Below are 13,122 nucleotides of genomic sequence, written 5' to 3'. Positions count from 1 at the left end.
TACGCGTTTTGGGGCTCCACCACAAGGTCCGGTGACATCGTGGGACCTCGCCTACTCCCGCTGCAGCACGCTGTGGTTCCCCGCGTCATCCCGCCGCAGTTCGGTCATCGGACCGGCGCCGCCACCGGGACGCCCGAACGTGAACGTCATCGTGTTATTGGCGTAGAAGCGTCCCCCCACCCAGGGCAGCAGTTGCGGACGCCCGCCGGCGGGGGCGAACCGCAGGCCCTCCGGCGACGCCGATACCTCGATCACGAGGTCGGGCTGATTGCCGCCCACCACGAGGCGATACCGGCCGACGTAGGGCGTGGGGTCGCCCGTGAAGGGACGGAGGTCTTCGCGCGGCAGTGCCAGCGCGCGGTGCGCCAGCGTGGCGGCGAGCGTGGACGCCGACAGATTCGGCGCGGACGTGTTCATCAGGACGATGACACCGAGCTGCGCGTCCGGGTACCAAGTGACATCCGCACGAAACCCCGGCGCGGTGCCGCCGTGCCCGATGTAGCGCTGCCCCGCCTGGTCCGTTCCGACCTTGATGCCCAGCCCGTACTGCAGCGCAGTGCCGTCCGCGAGCGACGCGGGGCGGACCAGTTCCGCGTATGACGTCGCGGACAACAGCCGCCCCCCGTGCAATGCCTGGAGCCAGGTGATCAAGTCGCCGGCGGTGGAGCAGACGTTGCCGGACGCAAACACCCAACCGTAGTTCACCATCGGCACGCGCCGCACGCCGCCGCCCTGCAGGGCATAGCCCTGCGCCCGACGCGCGACATTCGCTTGCCAGTCGCAGGCCATCGAGCGCGTCATCCCGAGCGGCGCGAAGATCCGCTCCGCTAGGAAGTCTTCGTACCGTTGTCCGCTCGCGCGCTCGACCACGAGGCCGATGAGGTAGATGCCGGCATTGCTGTAGGCCTGCGCTTCGCCGGGTGCGAAACGAAACGGCGTGAGGCGGATCAGCGCTGCGGCCGAGTCGCGCGGGAAGCCGGGGGTGAAGAGGTTGCGTTCCCACGCCGCCTCCTCGGTGAAGCGGAAGATGCCGGCGGTGTGCGAAAGCAAATGGCGCAACGTGATGCGGCGTCCGTCCGTGTCGAGTTCCGGTAGCCAGATGCGCACGTCGTCGTCGAGCCGCAGGCGCTCGGCGTCCACCAGCAAGAGAATGCTGACCGCCGCGAATTGTTTGGCGACGGAACCGACTTCAAACATCGCGTCGGCCGGCATCGGCACGTCCCATTCGACGTTGGCTCGGCCATAGCCGCGGAGGAGCAGCGTGTCGCGCCCACGCACGACCGCCACGGCGAGCCCTATCGTGCGCCCGCTCTCGACCTGCTCCGCAGCCAATGCGTCGAGCGACGGGTCCTGCAGGGACGCGGCTGCCGCGGTGGCCGCGGTGGAACTGGCGGCTACGGCCGCGAGCAGGAGTGGGACGATGCGGCGGACGAGCGACGCGACAGCAGCGAATGAGGGTAGCACGGGACTTGACGTTGAAGAAACACAAAGCACTTTGCGATAAAAAGTGCAATCCTCGATGCCTAGCGTCAAGTCCCCCGCCCGCGACTAGGCGCAGAAGGGCTCCCCGGCGCCGAGCAGGCGCGGGGACACCGCGATGTGCATCTCGTCGACGAAGCTGGCCTCGAGATACTGCCGAATCGTTGCGGCAGCCTCGAGCAGCCGCACGTCCTTGTCTCCGGCCGCGGATCGCGCGTGGTCCAGGGCCGTACGAATGCCCTCGGTCACGAAGTGAAAGACAGTGCCACCCTCCATCTCCTGCGATGGGCGCGGGTGGTGCGTGAGCACGAACGTCGGCGTGTGGTAGGGAAAATTCTTTCCCCACCATCCGCGCCACGAGTCGTCGGGCCAAGGGCCGCGAATCGGACCGAACATATTGCGCCCAAGAATGAATGCGCCGACGTTCGCCTCGCCGGCCTTGCACTGCCGTACCTGCAGAGTCGCCTGGTTCCGGCGGCCTTGGACGTCAGCAGCACGCCTCGTTACACCACTGCGCAGGGAGCTATGGCTGCTTAGCCAACGCTATACCGAGTTCAAGCGCCGGATCGCGGCCGGCTAGGGCGTCCGCGACGCGCAATGGCGCGGGGTGGTCCGGAATCACGCCGCGTCCCCCTGGTACGGGTGTCACGGCATTCCAGTACCCATACATCATCACGCGCAGCCGAAACCGCGAGTGGGGCAGCACAATCAGCGCGTTCAAACCCGACGTGTTGCCCTCATAGGTGCCCGCGGTTTCCTCACCCACGAAGATGGCTCGGTTGCGCGAGCGCAGTTGAGCGGCCACGTCGGTGGTTGTGGAGAAGCTTCCTCCGTCAATGAGGACCACGAGGCGACCGCGGAATCCGTCCGGTGCTGGCTGCTGCCCACCGACGCCGGAATGCCTTTCCGGCGTCACGAGGAAGCCGCCGGCTGGATCAGCGACCGTGCCCGCCCGCATTGCGTCAAACGTGCGAGGCAGCCACGTGGCGAAAGACGGGGCGATCGTCGTGACGTGAATCCGATCAAAATAGCGGAACGGTGTGTCCACGAAGTACGAGACGAGCCGGGCACCGTACTCGTCGACCCCACCGCCGTTGCCGCGAAGATCGAGAATGAGCGCTGGAGTCCCGCGCGCACGCAACTCGCGAAAGACACTGTCCAACGTCGCCACGAACGTCTGGCCATCGAAGGCGCGGACGCGGAGGCGTGCGACACGCCCCTCGTCGAGGAACTCAAGTGCAATGCGACCCGGCGGCCCGTCTAGGCGTGTGGCGTTCTGGGCAAACGTGGCGTTGACGGCGTTCGAGGCCGAGCGGCGCTCGAGATCCGTCACGCCCGGCAGCGTTGCAGTCACCAGCTGACCGTCTGCGTCGCGTGCCACGACGGTGTAGGTGGCTGATTGTTCGATGTAGAGCCAGTGGAGACGGGGAAACTCCTGTGCCAAACGATGCCGCCTTCCGGTCTCGATAAAGCCGTCGCCCGCGACCTTCGGCCAGAGTATGCGCAGGAGCTCAGCGGAGGCACGCCCGTTGATGCTGACAATCTCCAGGCCGGGGGCGAGCGAACGGTCGGCCGGCGAGTCGTTGAGTCGAATGACAAGACGGTCCTGTTCGAGCGCCACGCGCAGCGGCAGTTGCGGGGCCGCCACAAGCGCAGCGGCAGTCGTAGAATCGAACTCCAAGCGTGCGTGGCCGTCGCGAAGCTCCGCGATCGCCTCGGAGAGGATGCCGGCAAACTCAAGCTGACCGACCGGCCGCGTGAGCCGAGCGCGATGGGCCGCGAAGCGCCGCTCAAGTTCGGCCTTCGCTACGAAGCGCGTGTAGCCACCGTGCGCCTCGGCGAGCGCGCGATGCAGAACATCAAAGTCCTCCTGCGCCTGCTGTGCATCGAGAAGCCTTGCCGGCACTTGACCGGCTAGCGTGTTGGTCAGGCACAGCAGGCCCAGCGCGGTACTGATGATCCAGCGGGAAGGTGTGAGCCGAGGCATCGGACTTCTCTAGTGGAGGAGTAGGTATCCACTAGGATGGTCGGTGCACGCGGATGGTTTGAATCGGGCACTTGTTAGAACGCGCGAATGCCCGTAGCCGGTATACCGTAGCCGTCGGCAATAAGCGTCGCTATCGTGCCGTCACGCGCGGAACATCTCGCCGAGTACACCGAGCGCCTTCGCCAGCGTTGGGGCCGTCAGGGCGCCGAGGCGCTTGACCAACCGTTCGCGGTCCACGGTGCGGAGCTGGTCGAGCACCACGCGGCCGTCCCTGCCGCTGAACCGCACGGGGATGCGGAACGGGTAGGGATGGCCGCCCGTGGTGAGGGGCGCGACGATGAAGGTGCCAATATGCGCGTTGAGCTCGTCGGGGGAGACGACGATGCAGGGCCGCGTCTTGCGAATCGCGCGCCCCCGGGTGGGATTGAGCTGAACGAGCCAGACGTCGCCGCGGCGGACCGGGACGTCTACCACGTCCACTCTTCGTCGTCGAAGCGGGTGGCGGAGGGCGCATCGACGAGGCCGCTCGCTCCGAACTTCGCGGCGGCCTCGGCCCAGCCAGCGCGCGGGGACGCGACGGGTCTTCACTGGGAGCTCCGAAGGACGGTAATCACGATGTAATCACACCGGCGATGGTACGGAAGTCGGTTAGGGCGCGATGACCTGTGCTGCTGCGGGCGCTCCACGCCGTCTGCATCGCGGGAGACGCCAACGACGTGCCCGTCCGCGAGCGCCGTGACCACGAGTGGGCGGGCAGCATCACAGTACGCACGAGTGTGCCGGCGTTGTCGAACGACGTCATCCGCGAACTGAGTCCGTCCTCTGCGAGGGGGGAATCGCCGGGTAGGCGCAGGATCCGGCGGAGCCTGCGGAACTCTCCGGGACCGTCTCCCGGTCCGCCGCGGGACCGAATCCACTGGCCGGCCGCCGAGAACCAGTGCAATTCACCGCTGCCCTGTTCGCCACGACCACGACGCAGAAGATCAGCAGTCCGACGCCTGCGCACAGGTCCGATCGCCAATGCGGGTATCCGCTAGCCAGCTCCTTTCTTGGCGCGCGTCGGCTGCGGGCGCGGCGATTCCGGCGAAATAGGACTCCCCGCTTTCAGTGCCACGCAGCGCCACGCCTCCGTCAGCAGTGACCGTAGCTCCGTGACGCGCACGGCGTTCAAGCGGAGGAGCACCGCCGGGTAGCCATTGTAGTGCGGCTCGGTGAAGAACTTGATGGGATCTGCCTGGAGCATCAGGTCCTTCTGGCCGAGGTTCGCGACGCGGAGCGCCAGCACGGAGGGGTTCGGGACCCGGGCCTTCTTCGGCTCCCGCCGTTCCAGCCACACCCACGCGTAGCTGCTCAGCTTTCCCTTGATCGGAACCGAGAACGCGAATCGCCCCGTTTCCTCCTCGGTTCCGGGAAGCGTCATCGCAATGCGGCGGACGTCGGCTTGAGCGGCCACGGGTCGGGGTGCGCGTGAACGATCGGGAACATCAGTACCAGAACCGACCGGGAACATATACGACAGCTCACGCCAGGCTACGGGGTGAACCTCCCTTGACGAATATAAGCAATAGCTAATATGTTCCGCTGGCGCTACCCAGCCCTCATATTCCTCGGAGCGCCAATGTCGTTGAATCGCAGCAGTCACTTTGGAGCCACCGTGCGCGAGGTCCGGCAGTGCACGCACCGTGGCCAGCCGGCCCGATCAATCGTCGCCACGCGGAGCTATCCGACGGATCGCGCCGACCTCTGGGACGCGCTCACAAACCGCGAGCGGCTTCCACGCTGGTTCCTCCCGGTGTCGGGCGACCTGCGCGTCGGCGGGCGGTACCAGCTCGAGGGCAACGCGGGCGGTGTCATCGAGACCTGCGATCCACCGGACCGACTCGAGGTGACCTGGGAGTTCGCCGGACAGCTCAGCTGGTTGCACGTCAGCTTGGCCGCTGACGGCGAGCGGCGCACGCTCCTCGTCCTCGAGCACATCGAGCCGATCACGGAGGAGGGCCAGAAGTTTTGGGATCGCTACGGGCCCGGTGCGGGCGGTGTCGGCTGGGACCTCGGACTTCGCGGACTGGACGCGTACCTTGTCAGCGGTGTCCCGATGGACGCGGCGGCGGCGGAGGCCTGGACGCAGTCGGACGATGGGCTTCGCTTCATTCGCGGGAGCGCCGACGCGTGGTCGCAGGCCGCGGTTGCGTCCGGTACGGACGAGCGGACGGCTCGACTGTCGGCCGAACGTACCGTCGCGTTCTACACCGGACAACCGGAGCCCGAATGACTGCCGACGCCCTGAGACATCCCTGACGTGAGCAACGCGTTCGACATCCTCGGCGATCCGGTGCGGCGACGCATCCTCGAGTTGCTTCGTGACGAGCCCCACGCCTCGGGCGAGGTGGTCGCCGTCATCGCCAAGGAATTCGGCATCACGCAGTCCGCCGTGTCGCAGCAGCTCCGCGTGTTGCGCGAGGCGGGCTTCGCGTCGGTGCAGCGTGACGGATCGCGCCGGATCTACCATATGGACGCCGCGCCACTCCGGTCGGTAGATGCGTGGCTCGCCACGTTCAGGTCAACGTGGCTGCCGCGCCTCGACGCGCTCGCGACCGAGGTGGCAAGGGGTCGACGCGAGCGAAAATCCAGCGGGCGTCCGAGGAACTCCTACTGATGGTCACATCTTGACAATCAAGAGGAAGGCACCCACGTTCCTTGCGACCCCTCGCGGCGAGACCACGTGGCAGAGCACGGCACCGACGTCATCCAAGGCACGCTCGACGTAATCATCCTTCGGGCGTTGAGTCTGCAGCCGCTCCACGGCTTCGGCATCGCGCGTCGGATCGAGCAAGTCTCGAAGCAGGTGTTCAAGGTGAACCCGGGGTCGTTGCTGACTGCGCTGCAACGGCTGGAGCGCGATGGCTCCGTTGAGTCCGCGTGGCGCATCACCGAGAACTCGCGGCGCGCGAAGTACTACTCGCTGACCAAGAAGGGCCGTCAGCGTCTGAAGGTCGAGACGGAGGGATGGCAACTCCGCGCCGCCGCCGTAGCTCGCCTGCTCGGCGTGGAAGGCTGATGTCCCTGTGGCGGCAGCTGTCGCGCGGCATCGCCGACCTGTGGGATCGTGCGCCGCGCGACCGCGACGTTGCCGACGAGGTGGCCCACTTTCGCGAGGCGCTGGAGGCTGAAGGACGCGCGCAGGGAATGTCCGCAGCCGAAGCGCGTCGGTACGCGCAGCTCGAGCTCGGCGGGGCGACGCAGGTTCGCGCTGAGCTGCGCAGCGTCGGCTGGGAGCGCGCGGTCGCGACGTTCTTCGCGGATCTGCGCTACGGGTGGCGCGGGCTGTGGACCAATCGGGTCTTCAGCCTCGTCGCGGTGTGCACCATCGCCATCGGAATCGGCGCGGCGACCGCCATCGTGAGTGCGCTGCGGCCGGTGCTCTTCGACTCCCTGCCGTATCCGGCGCCCGAGCGCGTGCGGGCCGTCGTCGAGTGGTCGGCGACTGGCGAGCGGAATCCCGGCACGTTCGGGATGTACCACGAGCTCGCGAGGCGTTCGCGCAGCTTCGAAGCAATGGCCGTACACACGCCGTGGTCGCCGACGCTCACCGGCGACGGGCGGCCCGAGCGACTCTCGGGGCAGCGCGTGAGCGCGAGCTACCTGCGAACGCTCGGCGTGGCGCCCACCCGCGGCCGCGACTTCCGTGAAGAGGACGACAGGCCCGGCAGTGTGCCGGTGGTCATCATCAGCCACCGACTCTGGCAGCAGCACTTCGGCGAAGACTCGGAGATCCTCCGGCGCACTCTGCGCCTGGATGATGAAGACGTTGCCATTGTCGGCGTGATGCCAGCGGACTTCGAGAACGTGCTGCTCCCGGGTGCGGATGTGTGGAGCCCGCTGCAGTTCGGCCTCGAGTCCGGCCCCGCCTGGGGGCACTTCCTCGGAACCATCGGGCGGCTGCGACCTGGCGTAGACGCGAGCACGGCGGAGTCTGAGCTCAATCAGCTTAGCGCTCAGGTAATCGCCGAGCTGCGGCCCTCGACCTACGGCACGCAACTGCGCGTAAGCGCGTCGTCGCTGCAGGACGACCTGACACGCGACGTGCGTCCCGCGTTGTGGGCGGTGCTCGCCGCGGTCGGCGTCGTGTTGCTGCTCGCGGCGGTCAACGTGACGAACCTGCTGCTCGCGCGCGGGGCACGTCGGCGTGAGGAGTTCGCGCTCCGCGCCGCGCTCGGCGCCTCCCGGACGCGCTTGCTGCGGCAGGTGCTCACCGAAAGTCTGTTGCTCTCGCTCATCGGCGGCGCTGTCGGCGTTGCGATGGCCGGCGCGGCAGTGGGCGCCATCGTCGCTGCGAGTCCCGCCGGACTCTCGCGCGTCGACGTCATCGCGGTTGACACGCCGATTCTCCTCTTTGCGATCGTCCTGACGACCGTAACGAGCCTCGTCGTGGGTCTGCTGCCGGCCTTGCAGGCGTCAGGGCAGGGCAGCCTGCACCTGAACCTCGGCACCGCGCGTGTCGCTGGCGGACGCCGCCGCATCAGGAGTGTCCTCGTCGGTGCGCAAGTCGCGCTGGCGCTGGTGCTCCTCTCAGGCAGCGGGCTACTGCTGCGTTCGATGCGGCAGCTGCTCGCGGTGTCGCCCGGATTCGACGCGCAGGGCATCCTGACGATGCAGGTGCAGGCATCACCGCGCCGATACACCGAGCCGGGTGCCGTGGACCGCTACTTCGATGACGTGCGCGCGGCGATTCTCCGCGTGCCTGGCGTGACCGAGGTGGCGCTGACCAGCCAGCTCCCCCTGAGCGGCGACCACGAAGCGTATGGGGTCACCCTCGCATCGCCGCCCGACGTGGCGCCAGCCGAGCGCCGCGAGATCTTCCGCTACGCCGTCAGCCCGGGCTATCTCGAGCTGCTCCGCATCCCACTCAAGGCGGGCCGCACGCTGACAGCGGCCGACCGCGACGGCGCGCCGCGCAGCGTCGTGGTCAACGAAGCGTTCGTGCGCCGCTACTTCCGCGACCGCGATCCCATCGGCGAGCGCCTGTGGATCGGTGCGACGACTGGTGAGCCGTACACGGTGGTGGGGATCGTGGGCGACGTGAAGCAACTGTCGCTCGCCGGCGACACGCCGGATGCCGTGTACACCACCCCCGGGCAGTGGCGCTTCGCTCATCACACGCAGTCGCTCGTCGTTCGCGGGAGCACCGACATCGCGACGCTCGCGCCGGCCGTGCGCGAAGCCGTCTGGAGCGTCGAGCGGGACCATCCGGTGGCGCGCCTGACCACGATGGACGCGATGATCTCCGAGACCGCCGCGGACCGGAGGTTCACCCTGCTGCTGTTCGAGATCTTTGCGCTGTCTGCGCTCGCGCTCACGGCTGCGGGCGTCTACGGAATGATGGCCGGCATCGTCGCGGAGCGGACGCGTGAGTTTGGCTTGCGCGCGGCGGTTGGGGCGACGCCAGGCCGCATCGTGGCGCTGGTCTTCTCGTTCGGAGCAAGGGTGACGTCGGTCGGACTGGTGATCGGCGTCGTCGCCGTCGTGCTCGGACTGCGCGGATTGCGGACGATGCTCTACGGCGTGTCGCACTTGGACGTGATAACCCACGCGGTGGTGCTGCTGCTCATTGCGCTGGTGGCGGGCGTGGCGTGTGCGTTGCCGGCGGTTCGGGCGGCGCGGATTGATCCGGCGGTGGCGCTGCGGGACTGATGGTCGGCGGAGAGTCCGGACTGCTTCACCATTCTTCGGTCGTGACGCGTGTGAGTCGAAGCAGACACGCGTGTTCCGGGCGTTGCGCATGCCTGGCGGTGGAGCTTGGATTCGTCCGGAGAACGTGTGCTTCTGCTGCGAGCATTCCAACACAAGGCGCGGCGCAGCCGGCGCTTCAGTAGCGTGGCCGTCGGCAGCAGCATCGTTATGCCGCGGTTGCGGCGTCGACTCGCTTTGGCGCGTGCGACACGACAAAGGGAGTCCCTGAGGATAAACGTGAGACCACCGCGTATCCCCACGCGCCGGGGAGGACGATGACCAACCGTTCGAACGTTCCGGCGAATCCGCTGGCGTGCGTGCTCCAGACCGCGTAGACGACGACACAGACGATGGTGAGCACTCCGGTCACGCGCGAGTAGGTGGCCCAGGCCAACCAGTCGGGCAGCGTAGCGAATCTGGCAGCCATGACGAATAGCGCGATGCTCGAGGCGAGCGCACCGACGCCTGCCACTCCCAAATGGATGAGGCCGGTGATGGTCGGGAGCGTGTGTCCTAGTAGTTCAGGATCATAGCCTGGTGCCGGGTCCTGTGGAATCCAGCCCGCCGCGATGAGACTGATGCCCGTGAGTGCAATGAGGACCGGATACGCGCGCGCGCCTACTCCGTCTGCGAGTGCTCGCCGCCACACAGGCACCGTGCTGAGGAGTGCTATGCCCAAGAAAGCGAACGCAACGTCTTGCACCCACCCGCCCGGACCGAGACTCAACGCGCTTATGGACTGGTGCCACGCGTCGTAATCGGGACGGACTGCGCCTTGGACCAGCGCGACGAGCACAAAGAGTACGGTCGCGAGCACCGCATACCAGAGGCGGTGACAATCCGAGCGCGCAACGGGAGTAAGGTAGGTCATGGATATCGGGATGTCGTCAGGCATCGTCCGGATACGGTAGCTCGCCAGGATCCCTCCCGACATAATCGGGCTCCGGGTCCGTCGCGAATCTGACAGCCTCAATCGAATGCTGTCCCGACCGCGCCGCGCGCGCCACGCGGTGCATGCCATCCATCACGCGACCGTCTGCGGCGAGGATGATGGGATACTGCGAGTCTGCATCGTCGATGAGGCGGACATGCATCAACAGATTGCGCCACGTTGCCGGTTCGTCGGACCCGAACACGGGTTCGTCCAACTCTCGAATATCGGCAAGTGCCACAAGCACACGCGGATTATCGCGTGTTAGCGCGATAAGGCGATCCACGTCCCACGCGAGGAGGCCGCGCGGCGAAGGTCGGAAGAAGTATTGCTTTCGCATGGGAAGCTTGGGTTCTCGCGCACTCTCGAACTCGGCTTGGAGGACGGACGGCGCCCTCGACCAGCGCGACGAGCAGGCAGTGTGAGGTTGCTACCACCGCTGACCAGTGGCAGCGACAATCCGAGCGCGCAACGGGAGCGAGATCAGTTCATAGATGCGAGCGCAAATCCCTATCCCTCCGTAAGCACCGCCGCCAGATCCTGCTTCGCGGCACGAATCGCCGGCCGCCGGATCACCAACGCGCCCGCGACCAGAATAACCGTCGGATGTGTTGCCGGTCTCATCGTTCACAGCTTTGCGTACAAAGCATCGGGGACGACCTTCATCAACCACGCGACCAGCCGCCAACGCCGCGTCACGTACACCTGTGGTGTTCGCCTGCGAATCGCGGCGGCGATCTGCCGAGCTGCCGTTTGTGGTGAAGTCATCCAGAAATCCCCTCCTGCCATCGGTGTGTCGACGAAGCCGGGTCGCACATCGGTGACGATGATGGGCAGTTTCAGCTTCTTCAGGCGATACCGCACGCCCTGAAGGTAGTTCGACACGAAGGCCTTGGACGCCGCGTACGCTGGCGCCGTCCCCACACCTCTCACGGCAGCAACGGAGGATATTCCGACGAGATGCCCCGATCGCCGAGCCGCCAAGTGAGCCACGGCCACATTGACCATGGCCGCGAAACCCAACACGTTCACGGCAATCGTCTCCCTCTCAGGCTCCCACCTCAGGTCTGCGTTGTCGAAACCCGTTCCGGCACTCACGATGAAGAGCTCGACATCGCCGAGTTCGTCGATGAGCTCTCGCACGAGAGGCATAGCCAACTCCGGCAGGGACACATCGACCGTCTTGATTACGCAGGCACCCGTGAGCTCCTCCCGGAGGGATATGAGCAGGTCCGTCCGCCGCGCGACAACGCCAACGCGATAGCCCGCGCGCGAAAGCGTGACGGCCAGCGCGCGACCTATGCCTGACGACGCTCCGATGATGACGGCGCTCTTCATTCTCTGTGGTGTGTTGGGGTGCGTCTCTGGTCGGGATATGCCGTCAAACCCCACTCAAGTCAGGTCGCTCCGGCGGCTGCGCGGAACGATCGCGACCAAGGAAAGGCTCAGGACAGCGGCGTTGATCAAGGTCGACATAGTGTCCTCCTCAAGTACAGTGCCGTCTCATCACGCCTCCCGTCTCGCCTGCAAGGCGCAGAAAGCGACCTGTCTTGCGCGATCGCTTACTGGCCTGTGCCGGTCGACAGTGACGCCGGTCATGTCCCGCGCAGAATTTTCAACCGGGACACTGAGGGAACGCCGAGCTCATCTGTGACAACAAGGAACAGGTGCTCCGGCGTGACGTGCACGACAGGAGGAAACCGGGCGGACAGTGCAACCGCGCTCGGAAGGATCAGGCGCCCAAGGTATGTCCCGCCCTCCTCGAAGACGTCAACTACGGTGCCGAGGGTGTGGCCGGCAACATCAGCGAAGACGAGAACGTGCCCAGCATCGTCCGGAACGATCCTTCGCACGATCGGCCTGGTATCTGGCAGTTCTTGAAGTATAGCGGCCACCAGGGAAGGCAGGTGTGATAGCTCACTGCGGACGTGATCACGTTCGTCGTCGCCCAATGGCGAACCCTGGGCCGGCAAGCTGAAGGCAAGAGCCGTATCGCCCGCCAACGTCCGCCGATAGATGCGGTAAACCTCGGAATGGGCAAACCAGATGCTCCCGTTTCGATCGACCGCCGCGACCAGGCTACCGGTGAAGTACGTCTGAGGTATGCCGGCAGCCCGCAACATCCTCCATTCGTATTCTAGCGGCGGCAGCGAGTCCGGCCCTGCAATGCCGGGAGCCACACGGATTGGCTCGAAGCGCGTGCGCGCTCCCATTCGTCCGTCTGGGAAGCTCACGCGCCAATCCACGTATCGCCCGTCGTTCAGGAATGCGCCTGCGACCGCGGGATAGAACCCCTGGACTCTTCGCCGGTAGCTGCCGAGGAAGCTGCCGTCCGGAGAGAAGGCTGAGTATCGAGCTGTCCCATCATCCACTACCCACAGGGTATCCCCCGGCCCGACCGCGATCGTCCACGCGCCCGAAAGCTCTCCAGGTCCGGTACCCCGTCTCCCGATGCTGTGAGAATACTCCCCTGTAGGATGAAAGACGCATATCGCCTGGGACGAGATGTCCAGAACGTAGATCATGTCCCGCGAGTCGGTTACGATAGATGCGATCTGGCCGAAGGATTCCGACTCTGGATCGTCGAGTGCTGCCGAGCCAAGTCGAAGATCCTCCTGGACCCGCCAGGCCGTTGTTGGCGTCCAGGTCTGGCGGCCCGTGTTCCTGACTTCTATTCGATTGCCAAGTGTACCTACCTGCGCAATTGGGATGCCGTCGGTGTCACCGTTTGTGCACGCGGTCGTCACGAGCATCGCCGCGGGGATGAGCATCGAGCGCAGCATCAGCGTGTCTCTCCTCCGTCTCCAGCGTGGGACAATTGAGGGGGCAACGGAGTGCGGGAGGCTCTCACAAAAACTACGAATAGTGCAGTGATAACCCCGATGTCCCACAGACAAACGTCGCCATATCGATAGAAGGGAAGGTGCTCGTCAAGTCCATACCGATCGATCCCGAACTCGGCAATCAGCACCCACGTGTTGAAGACGGTAAGGGC

14 protein-coding genes are annotated in these 13,122 nt (G+C 66.1%); 5 read left to right on the top strand and 9 right to left on the bottom strand.

The window, feature by feature from the left end; all coding sequences use genetic code 11:
- Positions 1-51: 51 nt before the first annotated feature.
- The 3 genes from KF689_11950 to KF689_11940 all read right to left on the bottom strand — a co-directional run bounded on the left by KF689_11950 (position 52) and on the right by KF689_11940 (position 3,100).
- Entirely contained in the window at positions 52-1,464 is a 1,413-nt protein-coding gene (locus tag KF689_11950; GenBank protein MBX3134083.1) for a beta-lactamase family protein, read from the bottom strand.
- Positions 1,465-1,548: 84 nt separating this feature from the next.
- Positions 1,549-1,875 carry a dihydrofolate reductase family protein gene (locus KF689_11945; GenBank protein ID MBX3134082.1) on the bottom strand — a complete coding sequence of 109 codons (327 nt, stop codon included), beginning with the start codon at positions 1,873-1,875 and terminating at the stop codon, positions 1,549-1,551.
- Positions 1,876-2,002: 127 nt separating this feature from the next.
- Positions 2,003-3,100 carry a hypothetical protein gene (locus KF689_11940; protein ID MBX3134081.1) on the bottom strand — a complete coding sequence of 366 codons (1,098 nt, stop codon included), beginning with the start codon at positions 3,098-3,100 and terminating at the stop codon, positions 2,003-2,005.
- Between the two features lie 66 nt (positions 3,101-3,166).
- Here KF689_11940 and KF689_11935 point away from each other — a divergent pair, with 66 nt between their 5' ends.
- Entirely contained in the window at positions 3,167-3,397 is a 231-nt protein-coding gene (locus KF689_11935) for a hypothetical protein (protein ID MBX3134080.1), read from the top strand.
- Positions 3,398-3,607: 210 nt separating this feature from the next.
- Here the strand turns inward: KF689_11935 and KF689_11930 are convergent, their stop codons facing one another.
- Both KF689_11930 and KF689_11925 read right to left on the bottom strand, forming a co-directional pair.
- A complete protein-coding gene (locus tag KF689_11930) occupies positions 3,608-3,940 on the bottom strand; it encodes a type II toxin-antitoxin system PemK/MazF family toxin (protein ID MBX3134079.1) in 333 nt (110 codons plus the stop codon).
- 559 nt (positions 3,941-4,499) lie between these two features.
- A complete protein-coding gene (locus KF689_11925) occupies positions 4,500-4,976 on the bottom strand; it encodes a hypothetical protein (protein ID MBX3134078.1) in 477 nt (158 codons plus the stop codon).
- A 108-nt stretch (positions 4,977-5,084) separates the two neighbouring features.
- Between KF689_11925 and KF689_11920 the strand changes: the two genes are divergently transcribed.
- The 4 genes from KF689_11920 (at position 5,085) to KF689_11905 (ending at position 9,157) form a co-directional block, all read left to right on the top strand.
- Positions 5,085-5,738, top strand: a complete 654-nt coding sequence (locus tag KF689_11920; GenBank protein ID MBX3134077.1) for an SRPBCC family protein — start codon at positions 5,085-5,087, stop codon at positions 5,736-5,738.
- 27 nt (positions 5,739-5,765) lie between these two features.
- Entirely contained in the window at positions 5,766-6,122 is a 357-nt protein-coding gene (locus KF689_11915) for a winged helix-turn-helix transcriptional regulator (GenBank protein MBX3134076.1), read from the top strand.
- 66 nt (positions 6,123-6,188) lie between these two features.
- Positions 6,189-6,524, top strand: coding sequence for a PadR family transcriptional regulator (locus KF689_11910; protein MBX3134075.1), 336 nt, complete (start codon positions 6,189-6,191; stop codon positions 6,522-6,524).
- A complete protein-coding gene (locus KF689_11905) occupies positions 6,524-9,157 on the top strand; it encodes an ABC transporter permease (protein MBX3134074.1) in 2,634 nt (877 codons plus the stop codon). Before KF689_11910 ends, KF689_11905 begins: the two co-directional genes overlap by 1 nt.
- Positions 9,158-9,362: 205 nt before the next feature.
- Here KF689_11905 and KF689_11900 read toward each other — a convergent pair whose 3' ends face one another.
- The 4 genes from KF689_11900 to KF689_11885 all read right to left on the bottom strand — a co-directional run bounded on the left by KF689_11900 (position 9,363) and on the right by KF689_11885 (position 12,910).
- The gene (locus tag KF689_11900; GenBank protein ID MBX3134073.1) at positions 9,363-10,091 is read right to left on the bottom strand and encodes a DUF998 domain-containing protein; all 729 of its coding nucleotides are present in this window, start codon (positions 10,089-10,091) and stop codon (positions 9,363-9,365) included.
- Positions 10,084-10,467 (bottom strand): hypothetical protein, encoded by a 384-nt coding sequence (locus KF689_11895; protein ID MBX3134072.1) that lies wholly within the window; start codon positions 10,465-10,467, stop codon positions 10,084-10,086. The genes KF689_11900 and KF689_11895 overlap by 8 nt, the downstream gene beginning before the upstream one ends.
- Positions 10,468-10,754: 287 nt before the next feature.
- Entirely contained in the window at positions 10,755-11,465 is a 711-nt protein-coding gene (locus KF689_11890) for an SDR family NAD(P)-dependent oxidoreductase (GenBank protein MBX3134071.1), read from the bottom strand.
- Positions 11,466-11,722: 257 nt separating this feature from the next.
- Positions 11,723-12,910 carry a 6-bladed beta-propeller gene (locus KF689_11885; protein MBX3134070.1) on the bottom strand — a complete coding sequence of 396 codons (1,188 nt, stop codon included), beginning with the start codon at positions 12,908-12,910 and terminating at the stop codon, positions 11,723-11,725.
- Positions 12,911-13,122 lie beyond the last annotated feature (212 nt).

It is taken from the genome of Gemmatimonadaceae bacterium, from assembly GCA_019637355.1.
GTDB lineage: Bacteria > Gemmatimonadota > Gemmatimonadetes > Gemmatimonadales > Gemmatimonadaceae > Pseudogemmatithrix.
Note: the sequence above shows the minus strand (reverse complement) of the source record. Positions and strands in the feature narration are given on the sequence as shown.